General features: G+C 64.9%; 17 protein-coding genes. 8 read left to right on the top strand and 9 right to left on the bottom strand.

What is annotated here, in order from left to right; genetic code table 11:
- Window positions 1-10 precede the first annotated feature (10 nt).
- From dnaE to BSY18_RS03955, 5 genes are all read right to left on the bottom strand, one after another.
- Window positions 11-3,496, bottom strand: a complete 3,486-nt coding sequence (gene dnaE, locus BSY18_RS03975; RefSeq protein ID WP_069049720.1) for a DNA polymerase III subunit alpha — start codon at window positions 3,494-3,496, stop codon at window positions 11-13.
- A gap of 45 nt (window positions 3,497-3,541) precedes the next feature.
- Window positions 3,542-3,880 (bottom strand): hypothetical protein, encoded by a 339-nt coding sequence (locus tag BSY18_RS03970; protein WP_040370991.1) that lies wholly within the window; start codon window positions 3,878-3,880, stop codon window positions 3,542-3,544.
- A gap of 146 nt (window positions 3,881-4,026) precedes the next feature.
- On the bottom strand, window positions 4,027-4,503 hold the full coding sequence (locus BSY18_RS03965) for a glutathione peroxidase (protein ID WP_054133136.1): 477 nt from the start codon (window positions 4,501-4,503) through the stop codon (window positions 4,027-4,029).
- Window positions 4,500-5,174: an ABC transporter ATP-binding protein gene (locus tag BSY18_RS03960; RefSeq protein WP_054133137.1), complete on the bottom strand. Its 675-nt coding sequence runs from the start codon at window positions 5,172-5,174 to the stop codon at window positions 4,500-4,502. The genes BSY18_RS03965 and BSY18_RS03960 overlap by 4 nt, the downstream gene beginning before the upstream one ends.
- Window positions 5,167-6,405, bottom strand: coding sequence for a lipoprotein-releasing ABC transporter permease subunit (locus BSY18_RS03955; RefSeq protein ID WP_069049719.1), 1,239 nt, complete (start codon window positions 6,403-6,405; stop codon window positions 5,167-5,169). The genes BSY18_RS03960 and BSY18_RS03955 overlap by 8 nt, the downstream gene beginning before the upstream one ends.
- A gap of 559 nt (window positions 6,406-6,964) precedes the next feature.
- Between BSY18_RS03955 and BSY18_RS03950 the strand changes: the two genes are divergently transcribed.
- Window positions 6,965-7,450: an Hsp20 family protein gene (locus BSY18_RS03950; RefSeq protein ID WP_054133139.1), complete on the top strand. Its 486-nt coding sequence runs from the start codon at window positions 6,965-6,967 to the stop codon at window positions 7,448-7,450.
- 453 nt (window positions 7,451-7,903) lie between these two features.
- Here BSY18_RS03950 and BSY18_RS03945 read toward each other — a convergent pair whose 3' ends face one another.
- The 4 genes from BSY18_RS03945 to tpiA all read right to left on the bottom strand — a co-directional run bounded on the left by BSY18_RS03945 (window position 7,904) and on the right by tpiA (window position 11,953).
- Window positions 7,904-8,587, bottom strand: a complete 684-nt coding sequence (locus BSY18_RS03945) for a Crp/Fnr family transcriptional regulator (RefSeq protein ID WP_054133140.1) — start codon at window positions 8,585-8,587, stop codon at window positions 7,904-7,906.
- A 287-nt stretch (window positions 8,588-8,874) separates the two neighbouring features.
- The gene (locus BSY18_RS03940; protein WP_054133141.1) at window positions 8,875-10,512 is read right to left on the bottom strand and encodes a CTP synthase; all 1,638 of its coding nucleotides are present in this window, start codon (window positions 10,510-10,512) and stop codon (window positions 8,875-8,877) included.
- 101 nt (window positions 10,513-10,613) lie between these two features.
- Complete coding sequence (gene secG / locus BSY18_RS03935) at window positions 10,614-11,081, bottom strand: preprotein translocase subunit SecG (protein WP_054133142.1); 468 nt, start codon at window positions 11,079-11,081, stop codon at window positions 10,614-10,616.
- 125 nt (window positions 11,082-11,206) lie between these two features.
- A complete protein-coding gene (tpiA, locus tag BSY18_RS03930; protein WP_083231295.1) occupies window positions 11,207-11,953 on the bottom strand; it encodes a triose-phosphate isomerase in 747 nt (248 codons plus the stop codon).
- Between the two features lie 188 nt (window positions 11,954-12,141).
- On the opposite strand from tpiA, the gene BSY18_RS03925 reads away from it, so the two are divergent.
- From BSY18_RS03925 to BSY18_RS03895, 7 genes are read left to right on the top strand one after another with little or no spacing between them, the layout of a single operon-like run.
- Window positions 12,142-14,085: a peptidylprolyl isomerase gene (locus tag BSY18_RS03925; protein WP_069049718.1), complete on the top strand. Its 1,944-nt coding sequence runs from the start codon at window positions 12,142-12,144 to the stop codon at window positions 14,083-14,085.
- A complete protein-coding gene (locus tag BSY18_RS03920; RefSeq protein ID WP_069049717.1) occupies window positions 14,085-15,608 on the top strand; it encodes an anthranilate synthase component I family protein in 1,524 nt (507 codons plus the stop codon). The genes BSY18_RS03925 and BSY18_RS03920 overlap by 1 nt, the downstream gene beginning before the upstream one ends.
- Window positions 15,605-16,225 (top strand): anthranilate synthase component II, encoded by a 621-nt coding sequence (locus tag BSY18_RS03915; protein ID WP_069049716.1) that lies wholly within the window; start codon window positions 15,605-15,607, stop codon window positions 16,223-16,225. The genes BSY18_RS03920 and BSY18_RS03915 overlap by 4 nt, the downstream gene beginning before the upstream one ends.
- On the top strand, window positions 16,222-17,223 hold the full coding sequence (gene trpD / locus BSY18_RS03910) for an anthranilate phosphoribosyltransferase (protein WP_069049715.1): 1,002 nt from the start codon (window positions 16,222-16,224) through the stop codon (window positions 17,221-17,223). The genes BSY18_RS03915 and trpD overlap by 4 nt, the downstream gene beginning before the upstream one ends.
- Window positions 17,220-18,014, top strand: coding sequence for an indole-3-glycerol phosphate synthase TrpC (gene trpC, locus BSY18_RS03905; protein WP_069049714.1), 795 nt, complete (start codon window positions 17,220-17,222; stop codon window positions 18,012-18,014). The genes trpD and trpC overlap by 4 nt, the downstream gene beginning before the upstream one ends.
- Window positions 18,014-18,484, top strand: a complete 471-nt coding sequence (moaC, locus tag BSY18_RS03900) for a cyclic pyranopterin monophosphate synthase MoaC (RefSeq protein ID WP_069049713.1) — start codon at window positions 18,014-18,016, stop codon at window positions 18,482-18,484. The genes trpC and moaC overlap by 1 nt, the downstream gene beginning before the upstream one ends.
- Complete coding sequence (locus BSY18_RS03895) at window positions 18,484-19,686, top strand: molybdopterin molybdotransferase MoeA (protein WP_069049712.1); 1,203 nt, start codon at window positions 18,484-18,486, stop codon at window positions 19,684-19,686. The genes moaC and BSY18_RS03895 overlap by 1 nt, the downstream gene beginning before the upstream one ends.
- The last annotated feature ends 43 nt before the right edge of the window (window positions 19,687-19,729 follow it).

Here is a 19,729-nt window from a genome sequence, read left to right as displayed (position 1 = left end):
GGAGCCCAAGTCAACTCACGAGGCGCAGGTCGGGGCGCTGGGTGGCAAAGGATTCGACATTGCGCACCGCAATCCCATCGAGCGCGCGCAGCGCCTCGATCGTCTCGGCATCCAGCCGGAAGCGATTGCCGAGCTTGACCGGCATCACCCGCCCCTGCCCCATGATCAGCCGAGCGTGGAGTTCGTCCTGGCCGCCGCCGGGTTCGCCCACCAGTTGCGAGAGCTGCCCCAGCGCCTCGGGTCGCAGCACGTCGATGCTCGCGCGGTGGCGGAAGGTCACCTTGATCTCGTCGAGCGGACGTGCGCGGCGGATGGTGGCGCGCGGCGCCTGGTCCTCGCTCGACCGGTCGAACTCGAGCTCGATCAGCAGACAGGCGGACTGGCTCGCCCATTCGGGCATGGCTGCGACGATGTCGTCATCGAAAGAGCTTGCCGAAAACTGCCCGCTTTCATCCGACAGGTCGACCATGACAAAGGCGTTGCCACGCTTGCTCTGGCGCCGGTTGCAGCCTTCCACCAGCGCGGCGACCTTGGCGGTCTTGCGCTCGCCGACGCGGACATCCATCGTCTCGACGACCTGCTGATAGGGCCGTGCGCCCTGCGATCGCGCGGTTGCAGCAAACTCTGTCACCGGGTGCGCGGAGAAGAAGAAGCCGAACGCGTCGCGCTCCGCGGTCATCCGCTCGCCCATCGCCCAAGGTTTGGATGCGGGCAACCGCAGCGACTGGCCTGGCTGCTGGACATCGCCGAACAGACCGCCCTGCCCGCTGGTGCGCTGGCGATGCGCGTCCGCTGCAACCGCCAGCACCATGTCTGCGCCGCCATGCACCGAAGCGCGTTCGATCTCGAAACCGTCAAAGGCGCCTGCTGCGGCCAGGCTTTCGATCTGGCGCTTGTTGAGCTGGCCCGGATCGACCCGGTCGGCAAAGTCGCCCAGCGACGCGAACGGACCGCTCGCGATGCGCGTCGCGACCACGCCCTCCATCGCCTTTTCGCCGACGTTCTTGAGACCCGCGAGCGCATAGCGCACCGCCAGCCCCTCGGGCGTTTCCTCGACCGAGAACTCGGCCTCGCTGGCGTTGATGCACGGCGGCAGGCAGGCAACGCCCATCCGCCGCATGTCATCGACGAAGATGTTGAGCTTTTCGCTCTGGTGCATGTCGAAACACATCGATGCCGCGAAGAACTCGTGCGGGTAATGCGCCTTCAACCACGCGGTTTGGTACGCGAGCAGTGCATAGGCTGCCGCATGGCTCTTGTTGAAGCCATAGCCTGCGAACTTGTCGATCAAGTCGAACAGCTCGTTGGCCTTCTTGGTGTCGATATTGTTGCGGCCTGCGCCCTCGACAAACCGGCCGCGCTGCTGGTCCATCTCCGCCTTGATCTTCTTGCCCATCGCGCGGCGCAACAGGTCGGCATCGCCGAGCGAATAGCCCGCCAGCACCTGGGCTGCCTGCATCACCTGTTCCTGATAGACGATGATGCCGTAGGTTTCCTTGAGGATGTCCTCAAGCAAGGGGTGCGGATAGGTGATCGTCTCGCGCCCGTTCTTGCGCGCACCGAAGCTGGGGATATTGTCCATCGGACCCGGGCGATAGAGCGAGACCAGCGCGATGATGTCACCGAACGCGGTCGGCTTCACCTGCGCCAGCGTGCGGCGCATGCCCTCGGATTCCAGCTGGAACACGCCGACGGTATCGCCGCGCTTGAGCAGTTCGTACACGCCCGCATCGTCCCAGGGCAGCGTGCTCAGATCGACCTTGATGCCGCGTTTTTCCAGCATCTCGGTCGCCTTGTGCAGCACCGACAGCGTCTTGAGGCCCAGGAAGTCGAACTTCACAAGGCCAGCGGTCTCGACATACTTCATGTCGAACTGGGTGACCGGCATGTCCGATCGCGGGTCGCGATAAAGCGGCACCAACTGCGCCAGCGGACGGTCGCCGATGACGACGCCGGCGGCGTGGGTAGAGCTGTGCCGTGGCAGGCCCTCGAGCTGCATCGCAAGGTCGAACAGCCGTTTGACCTCGGCATCGTCGCGATACTGATGGCGCAGCTCCTCGACGCCTGCCAGCGCGCGATCCAGCTTCCACGGATCGGTCGGGTGGTTGGGTACCAATTTGCACAGCCCGTCGATGCGGCCATAGCCCATCTGCAGCACACGCCCCGTGTCGCGCAGCACCGCGCGCGCCTTCAATTTTCCGAAGGTGATGATCTGCGCCACGTGGTCGCGGCCGTATTTGGCCTGGACATAGCGGATCACCTCGCCGCGCCGGGTTTCGCAAAAGTCGATATCGAAGTCGGGCATGGAAACGCGTTCGGGGTTCAGAAAACGTTCGAACAGCAGCCCCAGCCGGATCGGGTCGAGATCGGTGATGGTCAGCGCCCAGGCGACGACCGAGCCCGCGCCCGATCCACGTCCCGGACCCACCGGGATGTTGTGATCCTTGGCCCATTTGATGAAGTCGGCAACGATCAGGAAGTAGCCCGGGAAACCCATGCCGACGATGACGTTGACCTCGAACTCCAGCCGTTCGAAATACGCCTTGCGCTCTTCCTCGCTCTGGTCGGTATAGGTCGACAGCCGCATCTCAAGCCCGGCGAACGCATCCGCTCGCAGCTGCGCCGCCTCGCCCTCGAGATCACCTGCAAGGCTGGGCAGGATCGGCTTGCGCTTGGGCGGCGCAAAGGCGCAGCGCTGCGCGACGACCAAAGTGTTGACCAAAGCCTCGGGCAGATCGCTGAACAGCTCGCGCATCATCGGCGCGGACTTGATCCACGCCTCGGGCGAGCTGCGTTCACGGTTGGCCGCGCCGACATATTCGCCACGCGCAATGCACAGCATCGCATCATGCGCGGCGTGGAAGCCGGGGTCCGAATAGCAGGCGGGGTTGGTGGCGACGAGCGGCAGGCCGCGCGCGTAAGCAAGGTCAAGCAATGCGGTTTCTGCCAGCGTCTCGATCTCCTCGCCGCGGCGGCACAATTCGGCATACAGCCGGTCGCCAAAAAGCGTCTGCAAGCGGTCGCAATAGGCCTTGGCGGCATCGGTCTGCCCAGCGGCGAGCAGCCGCACCAGCGCGCCCTCGCCCGCGCCGGTCAGCGCGATCACGCCCTCGGTGCGGCCTTCGAGCCGTTCGAACGGAACGTGCGCGGGAAGCTCGAGCGGGCGGTCGAGATGCGCGTGCGACACCAGATCGCACAGATTGTCGTATCCAGCGGCGTTCTGCGCATAGAGCGCCAGCCAGTCGAGCACCGGCGCAGAGCCTGCAACATCGGGCCTCGCCACGCACAGCAACGTTCCGATGATCGGCTGGATGCCGCTTTCCATGCAGCCATCGGCAAACGGCATGCCCGCATACAACCCGTTGCGGTCGGCCAGAGCGATCGCGGGAAAGCCGCGCGCGTGTGCGGTCTTGGCAATCGCCTTGGGCTCGATCGCGCCTTCAAGCATCGTGTATGCCGAGAAGACGCGCAGCGGGACGAAGGGTTCATAAGCCATGGTTGGACGCTACCTTCAGGCCCGTGATTCGGGAACGGGTGGCGCTCACTCGCCGGTGGATAAATCCTGCGCCGCGATCTTGCGCCGCACGTCGCGGACGGTGGACCAGATGCCGTAAAGGATCAGCGCGCCGAGGAAGAACCACACCCACAGCGGGATGTCCTTGCCGACGATCGCCAGATAGACATAGGCCGAGACGAAGCACGCGCCGGCGCACATCACCGGCAGCAGCGTCGGCTTGCCCGCGCGCGCATTGCGCACCAGCCAGGCGATGCTGGCGAGGAACAGCGGAATCGCGCCGACATAGATCGATGCGAAGATCCACGGATTGACGCCATATTGCGCCCCCAGTTCGTTCGCCCAGGTGCTGATGGCTTCGATCATCTCGTTACTTCCCTCGTCACTCGCTCGTCCCCCCCCCCAACGCGGGGATCCCGCTTCAGCGGACCGGTCTCACAATAGCGGGATTCCCGCTTTCGCGGGAATGACGAAAAAGCATAGCAGGAAATTCGCCTTTGGAGCGTTTCCGGTTACAGCAGCTTCTCGATATCCGCCTTCAGCTGCTCGGGCTTGATCATCGAGCCATAACGCGCGACGACGTTGCCCTTGCGGTCGATCAGGAACTTGGTGAAGTTCCACTTGATCGCGCGGCTGCCCATGAGGCCTGCCTGCTGGCTCTTGAGATACTTCCACAGCGGATCGGCCTCTTCTCCGTTCACGGCGATCTTGGCCGACAGCGGGAAGGTGACATCATAGGTCAGCGAGCAGAAATTCTTGATCTCTTCGGCGTCGCCGGGTTCCTGCGCGCCGAACTGGTTGCACGGATAGCCCAGCACCTCGAACCCGCGATCGCCAAGATCGCGGTGCAGCGCCTCCAGACCTTCATATTGCGGCGTGAACCCGCATTTGGACGCAGTGTTGACGATCAGCAGCACCTTGCCGGCATAGTCGGACAGCGGCCTGGTGCTGCCATCGGGCAGCGGCATATTGTATTCAAAAACGGTCATGCGATCCTTCCATCGTGCAGGCGGACAACCCGGTCCATGCGCGTGGCCAGTCTTTCGTTATGGGTGGCCACCAAAGCCGCGCTGCCTTCTTCCCTTACAAGATGGAGGAACTCCGCGAACACTATGTCGGCGGTCGCCTCGTCCAGATTTCCGGTCGGTTCGTCGGCCAGAACCACCTTCGGGCGGTTGGCCAGTGCCCGGGCAACGGCAACCCGTTGCTGTTCGCCTCCCGAAAGCTGGCTGGGGCGGTGGTCCAGCCGTTGCCCCAGACCCAGCCGCGAGAGCAGCTGATCGGCACGTTCTGCAGCCTCGTCGCGGGTCTTGCCCATGATCAGCTGCGGCAGCACGACGTTCTCGCGCGCGGTGAAATCGGGCAGCAGATGGTGGAACTGGTAGATGAACCCCAACGCGGTCTTGCGAAGCAGCGTGCGACCGTTGCTCGACAGGTTGGCAGCCTCTTCGCCCGCGATGCGGATCGAACCGGTAAAGCCCCCTTCGAGCAGACCGACCGCCTGCAGCATAGTCGACTTGCCCGAGCCCGAAGGCCCCAGCAACCCGACGATCTCGCCCGGCTGCACCGCCAGGTCGATGCCCTTGAGCACGTCGATGGTGACCCCGCCTTGCGCAAAGCTGCGGCGGACGTCGGTGAGATGGATGACCGCATCACTCATAACGCAACACCTGCACAGGATCGGTTCCCGAAGCCTTGAGCGCCGGGTAGAGCGTGGCGAGGAAGCTGAAGATCATCGCCATCGCGGTGATGCCCAGCACCTCCATCGGATCGGTGCGGCTGGGCAGCTCGGTAAGGAAGCGGATCGACGGGTCCCACAGCTCCTGCCCGGTGACAAGCTGCACGAACATCACGATGCTCTGGCGGAAATAGAGGAAGACAAAGCCCAGCCCCAATCCGGCCAGCGTGCCCAGCGATCCGATGATCAGCCCGACGGTGATGAAGATCTTGAGGAGCGACTTTCGGCTCGCCCCCATGGTGCGCAGGATCGCGATGTCGCGGGTCTTGGCGCGAACCAGCATGATCAGCGACGACAATATGTTGAACACGGCCACCAGGATGATGATCGACAGCACGATGAACATCGCCACCCGCTCGACCGCGAGCGCCTCGAACAAGGAGGCATTGATCGTGCGCCAGTCGGAGATGATCGCCTGTCCGCGCAAGCGCTCTGCCAGAGGAGCGAGGATCTGACTGACCTCGTCGGCATCGCGGGTAGTGACCTCGATCATCCCCACCTGATCGCCCAGCAGCAGCAACAGCTGCGCATCGCGCATCGGCATGATCACGAACGCCTTATCGTAATCATACACGCCGATCTCGACGATCGCGGCGACCTCGTAGAGAATTTCGCGCGGGACCGTGCCGAACGGTGTCGAGCGGCCCGCCGGGTTGATGATGGTGATGCTGTCGCCGATGCGGACGCCCAGGTTCTGCGCCAGCCGCGAACCGATCGCGACCCGCGATGCGCCGGCCTTGAGCGCGCTCACCGAGCCCAATATGGTCTTGTCCTTGAGCGCGGCGATGTCCGGCGCATCGGTGCCGCGCACCAGGATCGCCTCGACCCGGCCTTCGTAGTTGACCAGCAGCGGCTGCTCGATCAGCGGCGACGCCGCCACGACGCCATCCATCTTGCGGGTTTCGGCGAGGATCTCCTGCCAGTTCTTCAGCCGTCCGCCATAGCCCTGCACCACCGCATGGCCGTTGAGCCCCACGATCTTGTCGAGCAGTTCGGCGCGAAAGCCGTTCATCACGCTCATCACGATGATAAGCGCCGCGACGCCCAGCATGACGGCAATAAGGCTGATCCCGGCAACCAGGAAAATGAACGCTTCTCCGCGCCCTGGCAGCAGATAGCGTTTGGCGATCGTCCATTCGAATGTGGACAGCATAGACGTGAACCGGACCTTTCGGATGGCTGGCATGACCGGGTCGGATGCCGTTGCGACAGGGCTATGGCTCTAGCCAGCCCATTGGGAACTGACAATGCCGGATGATCCGCATGCCTGTTGCACAATGAACACAGAATGGACCAAAAATGGAGGCAAGCCGCGAATAACCCTAGCGTCGGCCGCCGCATTACGGAATCATGACAACGCGGATCAAGCGGCTACGGCCATGGGTTCGGGGATAGTTTCCGTCGTTTTGGGGAAAGCGGCGGTTACCAGGGTCCAAACGTTGCGATCATGGCGAAACCGCCATCTGCGCGCGACACAATGGATCTGATAAAGAGCGTCCGGGTCTTGGGGGCCGGACGCTCTTTTTTCGTCTGCAGCCCGCGTACCGCGCCTGCCCTGTCGGCGGATCGACCGACAAAAAATCCATCTTGAAACCGCCTCGCGATATCCTAAATTTGCGATGTGAGCCACGCCGACAGGGTGGCTCACTGTTACCGAAGCGCCACAGACATGGGCTTCAAAACTATGAAATCGCTTATAAAGGATTTTGAAGATGAACCGTTTCGACTTTACCCCTTATCGCCGCACGACCGTTGGCTTCGACCGGCTGTTCGACTTGCTGGAAAATCAGGCGCGGGCCGCGCAGGGCGATAACTACCCGCCGTTCAACATCGAGCGCAACAGCGACGACGCCTATCGCGTCACCATTGCGGTCGCCGGATTCAAGGCTGACGAGATCGACATCACCGCGCAGCAGAACCTGCTGGTGGTATCGGGTCGCAAGGCTGCGGAGACCGAATCGCGCGGCAACTTCCTCCACATGGGCATCGCCAACCGCAACTTCGAACGCCGTTTCGAGCTGGCCGATTTTGTCCGGGTCAGCGATGCGGGTCTCGAAGACGGCCTGCTGACCATCGATCTGGTCCGCGAAGTGCCCGAGGCGATGAAGCCCAAGAAGATCACGATCAGCAGCGGCACGCCCAAGCTGTCCGTGGTTGAGGGCGCCAGCCAGGAAGACGGAGACAGCAAGGCGGCGTGACGCCGCAGCGTTTCCGGTTATCAGGGTAGACTGCAACGGGGTGGGTCGGCAACGGCCCACCCTTTTTGCATGCCATTTCTTCTCCCCTACCGCTTGCGGGAGGGGTGGCCGCAGGCCGGGGTGGGCCTGTTCAGTTCTTCGAAATTTTTCAGGCCCACCCCGGTTCAGCAAGCTGAACCTGCCCCTCCCGCACGCGATAGGGGAGAGGGAATCCCCCCCAAACAGAAGAGGGCGAGCCCTTTCGGGCCCGCCCTCCGCGCCCGCTCAGGACGCTGTTTTTCCCGGAGGCGGGATTGGCCGGGTCGCATTTACCGCACCCATCCCCGGAAAAAATCGGTATCTGGTCACCCCGCGCCACTGGGACGCGGGGTTTTCTCCGGGGCCGGGTTCGGCCGGGTCGCATGGACCTTGCCCAACCCCGGAAAACTCAAAAACTCTCTGCAGGCAGGACGGTCACGCGGCTTCGGATATCTCCAGCAACGTCTCGCGATCCACAATCTTCACCCTGCCCTGCTCCAGCTCGATCAACCCGGCGTCGGACCAGGCGGACAGCTGACGATTAATCTGTTCTCGTGACAAACCCGCGAACGTCCCCAATTCGCTCTGGCTCAGGTCCAGCTTGAGTTTGCCCTCATTGGCTCCCGATACCATCAGTCGCAGCAGATAGCGCGCCAGCCTGGGTCCGGAGGTGAACGCCCGGTCCGCCTCGATCACGTCGTTCGCCTGTCGCAACCGCTTGGCCATCACCCGCAGCATCCGCCGCGGCATCGCGACATGGCGTTCGGCGATTTCCTCGAAGGCCGGGCGCGAGAGCGACAAGGCGGTCAGTTCGGTCAGCGCCTCGATCGACGCGGTTCTCGGCCCACCATCCAGAAATGCGATCTCGCCGATCACATAGCCCGGTTCTGCATAATCCAGCACAATCTCGTGGCCGTTGCTTGCGACCATGCTGACCCGGGCAAATCCGGTCAGGATGATCAGCAAATTGTCGCCATCATCCCCCTGGCCCATGATCTCCTGGCCTTTGCGATAGCGCACGAAGTGGCCACGCAGGATGATGTCGGAAAGCTCGTCGGTTTCGCAATCGGCAAACAGGCTGTGGCTGGCCAGCAGTTCGGCAAGCTCGTTGGCGTGCATGTTTGGCTATACCCCTTCCTTTCTGTCCGCGATCAGAACCGTCGAGCAACTTTGCTTCAACCAGCCCTTCGCCGCTGACAGATTTCGTTTCCCACGAATCGCATTACGCCGCTGTGCGCTAACGCACAACACTGTCAAATAGAGTAAAAACTAGATTTAGCGGTGTGGTAAATTAGGGCAAAACGCCGTCGGCACGGGGTGGACCGCGCCCCGAGCACATTCACGATGCCAAGCACATTGACGATGGTCGAGACGAGCCGGAAGCGCCGCCGCGCGCGGCCCGGAGTTCAGACGAGGCGACTTTGCGCCACGGCCGCTTCGATGAAGCTTGCGAACAGCGGATGCGGATCGAAGGGCTTGCTCTTGAGCTCGGGGTGATATTGCACCCCTACGAACCAGCTGTGATCGGGCCGTTCGACGATCTCGGGCAGCACGCCATCGGGCGACATGCCCGAAAACACCAGACCACCCTTTTCGAGACGGTCATGATAGGCGGTGTTGACCTCGTAGCGGTGCCGGTGGCGCTCGCTGATCATGTCGCTGCCATAGATGCCCCGCACCCGGCTATTGCCCGAAAGCCTGGCCGGAAACGCGCCCAGCCGCATCGTGCCGCCAAGGTCTCCCTCGGCGCTGCGCTTCTGCAGACCCGATTCGCCCATCCATTCGGTGATCAGGCCGACAATCGGTTCGTCGGTCGAGCCGAACTCGGTGGTGGATGCAGCGGCAATTCCCGACGTGTTGCGCGCCGCCTCGATGCACGCCATCTGCATGCCCAGGCAAATGCCGAAGAACGGCACGTCACGTTCGCGCGCAAAGCGGACCGAGGATATCTTGCCCTCGCTGCCGCGCTCGCCAAAGCCGCCGGGCACCAGGATGCCGTGCATCGGCTCGAGCACGGCTGCGAGCTCGTCATCGGGCAGCTTTTCGAACAGCTCGGCATCGAGCCATTTGACGTGGACCTTCACCCGGTTGGCAAGGCCGCCATGAACCAGCGCCTCGTGCAGCGACTTGTACGCATCCTGCAGGCCGACATATTTGCCGACCACGCCGATCGTCACCTCGCCTTCGGGATGCTCGTGGCGTTCCATGATGTCGGTCCAGCGCGACAGATCGGGCTCGGGTGCGTCATGGATGCCGAATGCACGCAGCACCTCGTCGTCGAGGCCCTCGGCGTGATACTGGGTGGGCACCGCATAGATGCTCTTGGCGTCCAGCGCGGGGATCACCGCTTCCTTGCGGACGTTGCAGAACAAGGCGATCTTGGCGCGGTCCGAATCGGGCAGCGGCTTTTCGCAGCGGCACAGCAGGATATCGGGCTGGATGCCCAGCGAGGTCAGTTCGCGCACGCTGTGCTGGGTCGGCTTGGTCTTCAACTCGCCCGCAGCCGCGATATACGGCACCAGCGTCACGTGAACGAAGATGCTGTTCTCGCGGCCAATGTCGTTGCGCAGCTGGCGGATCGCCTCGATGAAGGGCAGGCTTTCGATATCGCCGACGGTGCCGCCGATCTCGCACAATACGAAATCGAGATCCTCGGTTTCGGCCTGCGCGAACTCCTTGATCGCATCGGTGACGTGCGGGATGACCTGCACGGTGGCACCCAGATAGTCGCCGCGGCGCTCGCGCTGGATGATCGTCTGGTAGATCCGTCCCGAGGTCACGTTGTCCGACTGGCGCGCCGAAACGCCGGTGAAGCGCTCGTAATGGCCAAGGTCGAGATCAGTCTCCGCGCCGTCATCGGTGACGTAAACCTCGCCGTGCTGATACGGCGACATCGTGCCCGGATCGACGTTGAGATACGGATCGAACTTGCGGATGCGCACGCGGTATCCGCGTGCCTGGAGGAGAGCGCCAAGGCTGGCGGCCATGAGGCCCTTGCCAAGCGATGAAACCACGCCGCCGGTGATGAAAATGAAACGCGCCATGGGAGCAACCCGTTAGCCGTTCACGCGCAAGGCTGACAAGCGCGCGAATCCGCATGAAAAACAAAAAACTGTGCACATGCCGCCGATATGCGGCGAGCAGATCAGTTGGCGGGGGCCTCGCCTGCAGGGGCAGGAGCGGTCTGGGCCGGCGCAGGGGCTGCAGGAGCGGCCTCGGCGGGCGCGGAATTCTGCGCGCCTGCGGCCGACAGCGGGTCGCTGCTGGCCGGCATTCCGGGGGCTGCCTGGCCGGGGGTGACCGGGCCGGGCGCTGCCAGCGGATCGGCCAAAGGTGCCGCTGCGCCGCGCTGCAGCGAGGTGTCGATATCGCCGGTCGAGTGCATGTTGGCCGCCATCACCGCGAGCACGATGCTGAGCACCACGAACAAGGTCGCAAGGATCGCGGTCATCCGGGTCAACAGATCGCCCGCGCCGCGCGCAGACATCAGGCCGTTGGGACTTCCGCCCACGCCCAGCGCGCCGCCTTCGGAACGCTGCATCAGGATGACTCCCACCATCGCGGCCGCAATCAGCGTCTGCACGATGGTGATGAACAGGAAAATCGACGACATGAACGGTCAGACCCAGATAAAAGGAAAACTATTGGCGCGCACATAGCGACTAGACCTCGCCAGCGCAACCGGCGCTGGCCAAGGGCTGTTGCGGGGCGCCGGCACGACCAGCGCGACGCATCGCATCAGCGCGGGGCAGCCTGGATGATCGGCAGGAAGGTCTCCGCCTTGAGGCTGGCCCCGCCGACCAGCGCACCGCCGACATCGGGGATCGCCAGAATATCTACTGCATTGCCGGGGTTGACCGATCCGCCATACAGGATGCGGACGCCTGCGCCCGCAGCGCCCAGCCTGTCGGTCAACGTCGCACGCAGCGCGGCGTGCATCGCGGCGATATCGTCCGCCACCGGGACCCGGCCCGTGCCGATCGCCCAGACCGGCTCATAGGCGACCGAAAGCCAATCGCCCGAGGCCGATGCAGGCAAGGATGCCGCCAGCTGGCCGGTGACGATGGCGATCGCATTGCCGGAATCGCGTTCCTCCAGCGTCTCGCCGACACACAGGATCGCCCCCATGCCCGCCTCACGCAGGGCGCCCGCCTTGGCAGCGACATCGGCATCGCTCTCGCCCTGGTCGGCGCGGCGCTCGGAATGGCCGACGATCGAAAAGCTCGCGCCCGCCTCCTTGATCATCGTTGCCGACAAGCACCCGGTGTGCGCCCCCGACGCCTTGGCGTGGCAATCCTGCGCGCCGATGCCGATGCCACCAGCAGCTTGCGCAAACGCCGCGATCAGCGTTGCTGGCGGGCAGATGCCGACATCGACCGCGCTATCGCTGCCAGCCGCGTCGGCAATCGCCTTCAAAATCGCGACATCGGCCTGCGTGCCGTTCATCTTCCAGTTGCCGACGATATAGGATTTGTGCTGCGTCACGCTGAGCTGTCCCCCGATGTGCCATTTGCCATTTATGGGCGGCGGCTAGCAAATCGTACGGGGCTTGACCAGTGGCGGATGCGGCGCGCCAGGCGAAGGGTTGAAGCCTGCGACAAAGCCCCCTAAAGCTCGCGCGCGTTTTCACGAGGTGCGGCCATCCGGCAGCGCCACTCATTGCGGGCTTCTCGATGATCAGCTTCTTCCGTTCCTTCTTCCAGTCCAAGATCGGCCTGGCGATCAGCTTTATCTTTCTGGCGCTGATCGCGGTGGCGTTTGCCGCGTCCGATGTCACCGGCGGGGCGACCTTTGGCGGGGTCAGCAGCGAAAGCGTTGCAGAGATCGACGGCGACGGCATCGGCACGGCGGAGTTCTCCTCCACCGTGAGCAACGCCTTCAACCAGTTCCGCCAGCAGAACCCCCAGCTCGACATGGCGGCGTTCGAGGCGCAGGGCGGCATCGACGGCATCCTGGAACAGATGGTCGGCAGCTATGCCGCATCGGCATTCGGCCAGAGCATCGGCCTGGGCGCCAGCAAGCGACTGGTGGATAGCGAAATCGCCGGAATCCAGGCATTCAAGGGCGCCGATGGCCGCTTCGACGAGACGCTGTTCCGCAACGCGCTGGCCCAGCAGGGGCTGACCGAGGCACGGGTTCGCCTCGATATCGAACGCGGCTTGCTGAGCGATCAGCTGATGATCCCCGCGACCTTCGGCTCCAAAATGGCGTCGCAGATGGCGCTGCCTTATGCCGGACTGATCCTGGAGGGCCGTGAAGGCAACATCGCCTTTGTCCCGTCTGCCGCCTTCGCGCCCAAGACGGCGCCCAGCGAAGCGCAGTTGCAGAGCTTCTTCTCGCGCAATGGCGCGCGCTACCGCATTCCAGAGCGCCGCGTGCTGCGCTATGCCACCTTCATCACCGATCGTTTCCGCGACCAGGTGAAGGTCACCGATGCGGAAATCGCCGCGCTTTACAAGACGCGCTCGGCAGAATTCGCCGCGACCGAAAAGCGCGACCTTGAACAGTTGATCGTCCCCACCGAAGCCGCCGCCAAAGCGATTGCCGCCAAGATCAACGGCGGCGCCAGCATGGCGTCCGCTGCCAAGGACGCCGGCCTTGCGCCGGTCGACCTTGGCCTGCGATCGAAGGAAGAGCTGACCCGCGATGCATCGCCTGCGGTCGCCAATGCCGTGTTCGCCGCCGCATCGGGCAAGGTCGCGACGCCTGCCAAATCGGCGCTGGGCTGGCACGTGGTCCGCATCGACAGCATCTCGGCGATTGCCGGACGCAGCCTGGCACAGGTCCGCGCCACGCTGGAAAACGAGATTGCGCAGGACAAACTGCGCCAGACGGTTGCGGATTTCACCGCCAATCTGGAAGACCGGATCGCCGATGGCGCCTCGCTTGCAGACATCGCCAAAGACGAGAAGCTGACCCTGGAAGTGAGCCCTGAGCTGCTCGCCAACGGCCAGTCGCCCAGCCGCCCGGACTTTGCCCCGATCGGCGCCTATCAGGCGATGCTGCCGGTGGCGTTCGGGCTTGAAGAGGATGCCGGCCCCCAGCTTGTCGAGGTCCAGCAGGGCAAGGAATTCGCGATCTTCGAGGTGCAGGACATCAAGCGCGCCGCGCCGCCGCCGCTGGCCAGCATCCGCGAGCGCGTCGCACGCGACTGGGCCTTGGCGCAGGGCCTTTCGTCGGCCAAGAAACTCGCCGACAGCATCGCCAAGTCGTCGCGCACCAGCGCCGATCTTGCAAAGGCGGTGACCGGCGCGAAGGTGCCGTTGCCCGGGATCGAGCAGATTGCCACAAACCGCCAGACGATCATGCAGCAGCAGGGCCGCGTGCCGCCGCCGGTGGCCCTGCTGTTCAGCATGGCTGAAGGCACCACCAAGGTGCTCGAGGGACCCAACCGCACTGGATGGTTCATCGTGCATCTGAGCAAGATTAACCGTGGCGATGCCAGCAAGGTGCCTGAGCTGCTGCAGGCCACCCGCACCCAGCTGGGTCAGGTCGTCGCCGACGAATATGGCCAGCAGCTGATGGCCGCGATGAAGGCCACGACCAACGTGAAGCGCAATCCGGCGGCGATCAAGCGCGTCAAGGACCAGCTCACCGGCCGCACGCGAGAGAATTGATGGCTGGCACGGCAAGCCACAATGTCGAACCCGCCACGCAGGCGCTGGCCTCTGGCCGATCGGCGCTGATCTGGCGGCGGCGCATCGCCGATACCGAAACCCCGGTGTCGGCAGCGCTCAAGCTGATCGAGCCCGAACGCGGCGATTTCCTGCTCGAATCGGTCGAGGGCGGAGAGACGCGCGCAAGGCACAGCTTTGTCGGCATCGCCCCCGATCTGGTGTTCCGCGCCTCGGGCGAAAGCGCCGAGATCAACCCCGCCTGGGCCACCGACCGGACGGCGTTCGCGCCCTGCGCTGAAGGATCTCTGCAGGCGCTGCGCACGCTGGCCGGACGATGCCGGATGGACGTGCCTCCCGAGCTGCCGCGCGCGCTGGCGTTTCTGGTGGGCTATTTCGGCTATGAAACTATCGGGCTGGTCGAGACATTGCCGCGCGCGCCGCAGTCCGCGCTTGCGCTGCCCGACATGCTGTTCGTGCGCCCCACGGTGCTGCTGATCTTCGACCGGCTGAAGGACGAACTGTTCCTGATCGCACCGGTCTGGGCCGAAGGCGATGTCGATCCCGCACGCCTGATCGCGGCCGCCGAAGACCGGCTCGATGCTGCCGAGCGCGCGCTGCAGGCGGCGCTGCCTGCGCCCTCGCGCGACCCCGCAGCTGACCCGCAGGCGCTTGTCCCCTCCCCGGTGCTGGCACCGGGTGCCTATGGCGAGATGGTGCTCAAGGCCAAGGATTACATCGAGGCGGGCGACGTCTTCCAGGTGGTGCTCGCGCAGCGCTTTACAGCGCCGTTCACGCTTCCGCCGATCGAGCTCTACCGCGCGCTGCGCCGGGTGAACCCCTCGCCCTTCCTCTATTTCCTCGACCTTCCCGGGCTCGCACTGATCGGGTCGAGCCCCGAAATCCTGGTCCGGGTGCGCGATGGCGAGGTCACCATCCGTCCGATCGCCGGTACCCGCCCGCGCGGCAAGACGCCTGCCGAAGACATCGAGAACCGCACCAGCCTGCTCGCCGACCCCAAGGAGCTCGCCGAGCACCAGATGCTGCTCGATCTCGGGCGCAACGATGTGGGGCGGGTCGCCAAAGCGGGCACGGTGCGGGTCACCGACAGCTTCACGGTCGAGCAGTACAGCCATGTGATGCACATCGTCAGCAACGTGGTAGGCGAACTTGTGGACAACCGCGATGCCATCGATGCGCTGTTCGCAGGGTTCCCGGCAGGCACGGTCAGCGGCGCGCCCAAGGTGCGCGCGTGCGAGATCATTGCCTCATTGGAGCCCGAGACGCGCGGCGCATATGCGGGCGGCGTCGGCTATTTCGCCCCCGATGGCTCGGTCGACAGCTGCATCGTGCTGCGCACCGCGATTGTCCGCGATGGCACGATGCATGTCCAGGCGGGCGCAGGCATCGTCGCCGACAGCGTTCCCGAATACGAACAGCGCGAATGCGAAGCCAAGGCCGGCGCCCTGTTCGCCGCCGCGCGCGAAGCCCTGCGGCTGGCCAGCGAAGCAGGATACGGCCAATGATCCTTGTCATCGATAACTACGACAGCTTCACCTACAACCTGGTCCATTACCTGATGGAGCTGGGTGCCGACGTGCGCGTCGAGCGCAACGATGCGCTTACTGCGCGCGAGGCGATTGCGACCAACGCGCAGGCGTTCCTGATCTCGCCCGGCCCCTGCACCCCCAACGAGGCGGGGATCTCGCTCGATCTGGTCGCGGCGTGTGCAGATGCCGGAAAGCCGCTGCTCGGTGTGTGCCTGGGCCACCAGGCGATCGGCCAGCATTTCGGCGGTGAGGTGATCCGCGGCGGGCTGATGCACGGCAAGACCTCGCCGGTGGTGCACGATGACAGCGGGATGTTCAAAGGCCTGCCCTCGCCCTTCCAGGCGACGCGCTATCACTCCTTGGTGGTGCCCGAAGCCAGCCTGCCACCCGAGCTGCACGTCAATGCGCGGGTCGCGGTGGAGGACGGCACGACGCCGCATGTCATGGGCTTTGCCCACGCGACCCTTCCGATCCATGGCGTCCAGTTCCACCCGGAGAGCATCGCGACGCAGTTCGGCCACCGGATTCTTGCCAATTTCATGACGATCGCCGGGCTGGATGTCCGCCCGATGCGCGCGGAGCTGCTCGCATGACCCGCCTGCCCGACACCATCCATCCGCTGAGCCGCGACGCCGCTGCCGAGGCCTTCACCGCGATCCTCGACGGCACGGTCGATGACGAGGCGATCGCGCAGTTCCTGATCGCCCTGTCCGAACGCGGCGAGACCGCGATCGAGATCGCCGCCGCCGCGCAGGCACTGCGCGACCGGATGATCCCCATCGCCGCGCCTGCAGGGGCGGTCGATGTGTGCGGCACCGGCGGCGATGGCCATCACAGCCTCAACGTCTCGACCGCCGTCTCGCTGGTCGTCGCCGCCTGCGACGTGCCCGTCGCCAAGCACGGCAACCGCGCCGCCTCGTCCAAGGCGGGCGCCGCCGACACGCTCGAGGCTTTGGGGATGGACATGACCGCCGCAGGTGCAACGGCTGAGCAATCGTTGGCCGAGATCGGCATCTGCTTCCTGTTCGCGGTAAACCACCACCCCGCAATGCGGCGTATCCAGCCGATCCGGCAGAAGATCGGCAAGCGCACGATCTTCAACCTGATGGGACCGCTCGCCAACCCGGCTCGCGTCAGGCGCCAGCTGATCGGCATCGCGCGCCCCGGCTATGTGCACGTCTATGCCGAGGCGCTCGAGATGCTGGGCACCGAACATTCGCTGATCGTCTCGGGCGACGAAGGGCTCGACGAGCTGTCACTGGCTGGCGGCAACGAGGTCGCCGATATCGGCGCGGACGGCGTGATCATGAAGCGCTGGCAGGCGAGCGATGCCGAACTGCCGGTGCACCCGATCGAGGCGATCCGCGGCGGCGATGCGGCGTTCAACGCGGCCGCGTTGCGCCGTCTGCTGCAGGGCGAGAGCGGAGCCTACCGCGATGCAGTGCTGTTCAACGCAGCCGCCGCGCTGCTGATCGCGGGCGAGGTCGACACGCTGGCCGACGGCGCCGAAGAGGCGGCTGAAGCGATCGACAAGGGGCTGGCCAACGCCCTGCTCGACTGCTGGATTGATTTTACGAAAGCCGCGGCATGAACAAGCTGGAAGAAATCTGCTCGGTCAAGGGAATCGAGGTCGAACGCCGCAAGGGCCTTGCCTCGCTGGCCGAGATGGAGCGCCGCGCGGCCGACGCGACAGCGCCGCGTGGCTTTGCCAAAGCGCTGGTCGAAAAATCGCTCACCGGTTTCGGCCTGATCGCCGAGATCAAGCGCGCCAGCCCATCCAAGGGCCTGATCCGCGCCGATTTCGACCCTGCAGCGCATGCCGCAGCCTATCAGGCGGGCGGCGCTGCATGCCTGTCGGTGCTCACCGATATGCCGTATTTCGAAGGGCATGACGATTTCCTGCTCGCCGCGCGCGCCGCCTGCGACCTGCCCTGCCTGCGCAAGGACTTCATGGTCGATGTCTGGCAGGTCGCCGAAAGCCGCGCGCTGGGCGCTGATGCGGTGCTGATCATCGTTGCCGCATTGGACGACGCGACGATGGCGGATATCGAGACCGCCGCGCTCGACCTTGGCATGGACGTGCTGGTCGAGGTGCACGACGAGAACGAGCTGGAACGCGCCCTCAGGCTGCGCTCGCCGCTCATCGGGGTCAACAACCGCGACCTGCGCAGCTTCAAGACCGATATCGCCAACACCGAGCGGCTGGTGAAGCTGATCCCCGAAGGTTACATCCCCGTATCGGAAAGCGGCATCTACACGCACGAGGATTGCGTGCGGCTGAGCAAGCATGGCGTGCGCAGCTTTCTGGTCGGGGAATCGCTGATGCGGCAGGACGATATCACCCGCGCAACGCGGCTGCTGCTCACCGGATCGGCGGACTGATGGCTGACCTCACCCATCTCGACGCCAGCGGAGCGGCGCACATGGTGGACGTCTCCGCCAAGGCCGACTCCGTGCGCGAGGCGGTGGCCGAAGGCATGATCAGCATGGCGCCCGAGGTGATCGCCGCGATCCGCGCGGGCGACATCAAGAAGGGCGACGTGCTGGGCACCGCGCGCATCGCTGGCATCATGGCGGCCAAGCAGACCAGCAGCCTGATTCCGCTGTGCCACCCGCTGCCGATCAGCAGCGTGTCGGTAGAGTTCGAATATACGGGCGCCGGCGTCCGCGTGGAAACCCGCGTGCGCACTTCGGGCAAGACCGGGGTGGAGATGGAGGCGTTGACTGCCGGCAGCATCGCGCTGCTCACCATCTACGACATGGCCAAGGCGCTGGACAAGGGCATGGTTATCGGCCCCGTCCGTCTGCTCGCCAAGAGCGGCGGCAAATCGGGCGACTGGATCGCGCCCTGATGGCGGGCGGCCTGATCGCGCTGGCCGAGGCACAGAAGCGGCTGCTCGCGCTCGCCACCACAAAGCCTGCCAACTCGGTCGGATTGCTCGAGGCGAACGGCCATATCCTCGCCGAACCACTGGTTGCCTGGCGCAGCCAGCCGGCAGCCGACCTGTCCGCGATGGATGGCTATGCCGTGCGCGCCGTCGACCTGCCCGGCCCATGGACGGTCATCGGCGAAAGCGCCGCCGGGCGGCCTTTCGATGGCGCGATGGGCGCAGGCGAAGCGATACGCATCTCCACCGGCGCGATCGTCCCTGCCGATGCCGATGCGGTGGTGGTGCAGGAAGACACTGGCATCGATGGCGCCACGCTGACCCTGACCGGCGACGGACCCGCGCGACCCGGTGCACACATTCGCCGCGCGGGGCATGATTTTGCCGAAGGTGCGCTGCTCGCTGCGGCGGGCACGCGGGTAGACGCTCGGCTGATCGCGCTGGCTGCGATGGCTGGGCACGGCACGCTCAGCGTTCACGCGCCGGTGCGTGTGACGATCCTGAGCACCGGCGACGAGCTGGTCGCGCCCGGCACTCCGCTGCCCAGCCCCGCGCACATCCCGGCCAGCAACGGCATCATGCTCTCGGCCATGCTGCAGGGGCTTCCGGTGGACATCACCATGCCGCCGCTGCTGCCCGACCGGCTCGATATCATCGCAGCGGCGCTCGCCGACCACCGCGACGCCGATATCATCGTCACCACCGGCGGCGCCTCGGTAGGCGACCACGACCTCATCCAGCCCGCACTGCTCCAGAGCGGCGGAACGCTCGATTTCTGGCGGATCGCGATGCGCCCGGGCAAGCCGGTGATGGTCGGGAGGATGGGCGATGCCATCGTGCTGGGCCTGCCGGGCAATCCGGTGTCGTGCTATGTCACCGCGCTGCTGCTGCTGCTTCCGCTGGTCAGGACCTTCGCCGGATATCAGTACGTTCTGCCTGATATCTCGCAAGCCAGGGCCGGCACCACCTTCCCCGCAAATGGCACCCGCCAGGACTTCATGCGCGCGCAGATCGATGGCGGGCGGCTGTTCCCGGTATCGAGCCAGGACAGCGGCGCGCTGTCCTCCTTGCATGCCGCCGATGCGCTGGTCGTTCGCGCCGTGCACCAGCCTGAAGCCGCGCCCGGCGACCTGCTCGACTATATTGCGCTTCGCTCCGGGGCGTAACACAAGGTCTTGACCTGACCGGCTTTGTTTCGTAATTGTTCCG

Origin of the sequence: Blastomonas sp. RAC04 (genome assembly GCF_001713435.1) — a bacterium.
Classification (GTDB): domain Bacteria; phylum Pseudomonadota; class Alphaproteobacteria; order Sphingomonadales; family Sphingomonadaceae; genus Blastomonas; species Blastomonas fulva.
Note: the sequence above shows the minus strand (reverse complement) of the source record. Positions and strands in the feature narration are given on the sequence as shown.

What these genes read in the sequence shown, in the direction of transcription:
- BSY18_RS03940 (WP_054133141.1), bottom strand. Translation starts at nt 10,512, where the DNA reads ATGGCGCGTTTCATTTTCATCACCGGCGGCGTGGTTTCATCGCTTGGC.
- secG (WP_054133142.1), bottom strand. Translation starts at nt 11,081, where the DNA reads ATGTCGTCGATTTTCCTGTTCATCACCATCGTGCAGACGCTGATTGCG.
- BSY18_RS03950 (WP_054133139.1), top strand. Translation starts at nt 6,965, where the DNA reads ATGAACCGTTTCGACTTTACCCCTTATCGCCGCACGACCGTTGGCTTC.
- BSY18_RS03945 (WP_054133140.1), bottom strand. Translation starts at nt 8,587, where the DNA reads ATGCACGCCAACGAGCTTGCCGAACTGCTGGCCAGCCACAGCCTGTTT.
- BSY18_RS03915 (WP_069049716.1), top strand. Translation starts at nt 15,605, where the DNA reads ATGATCCTTGTCATCGATAACTACGACAGCTTCACCTACAACCTGGTC.
- BSY18_RS03960 (WP_054133137.1), bottom strand. Translation starts at nt 5,174, where the DNA reads ATGAGTGATGCGGTCATCCATCTCACCGACGTCCGCCGCAGCTTTGCG.
- trpC (WP_069049714.1), top strand. Translation starts at nt 17,220, where the DNA reads ATGAACAAGCTGGAAGAAATCTGCTCGGTCAAGGGAATCGAGGTCGAA.
- BSY18_RS03920 (WP_069049717.1), top strand. Translation starts at nt 14,085, where the DNA reads ATGGCTGGCACGGCAAGCCACAATGTCGAACCCGCCACGCAGGCGCTG.
- BSY18_RS03965 (WP_054133136.1), bottom strand. Translation starts at nt 4,503, where the DNA reads ATGACCGTTTTTGAATACAATATGCCGCTGCCCGATGGCAGCACCAGG.
- trpD (WP_069049715.1), top strand. Translation starts at nt 16,222, where the DNA reads ATGACCCGCCTGCCCGACACCATCCATCCGCTGAGCCGCGACGCCGCT.
- BSY18_RS03895 (WP_069049712.1), top strand. Translation starts at nt 18,484, where the DNA reads ATGGCGGGCGGCCTGATCGCGCTGGCCGAGGCACAGAAGCGGCTGCTC.
- BSY18_RS03970 (WP_040370991.1), bottom strand. Translation starts at nt 3,880, where the DNA reads ATGATCGAAGCCATCAGCACCTGGGCGAACGAACTGGGGGCGCAATAT.
- dnaE (WP_069049720.1), bottom strand. Translation starts at nt 3,496, where the DNA reads ATGGCTTATGAACCCTTCGTCCCGCTGCGCGTCTTCTCGGCATACACG.
- BSY18_RS03925 (WP_069049718.1), top strand. Translation starts at nt 12,142, where the DNA reads ATGATCAGCTTCTTCCGTTCCTTCTTCCAGTCCAAGATCGGCCTGGCG.
- moaC (WP_069049713.1), top strand. Translation starts at nt 18,014, where the DNA reads ATGGCTGACCTCACCCATCTCGACGCCAGCGGAGCGGCGCACATGGTG.
- BSY18_RS03955 (WP_069049719.1), bottom strand. Translation starts at nt 6,405, where the DNA reads ATGCTGTCCACATTCGAATGGACGATCGCCAAACGCTATCTGCTGCCA.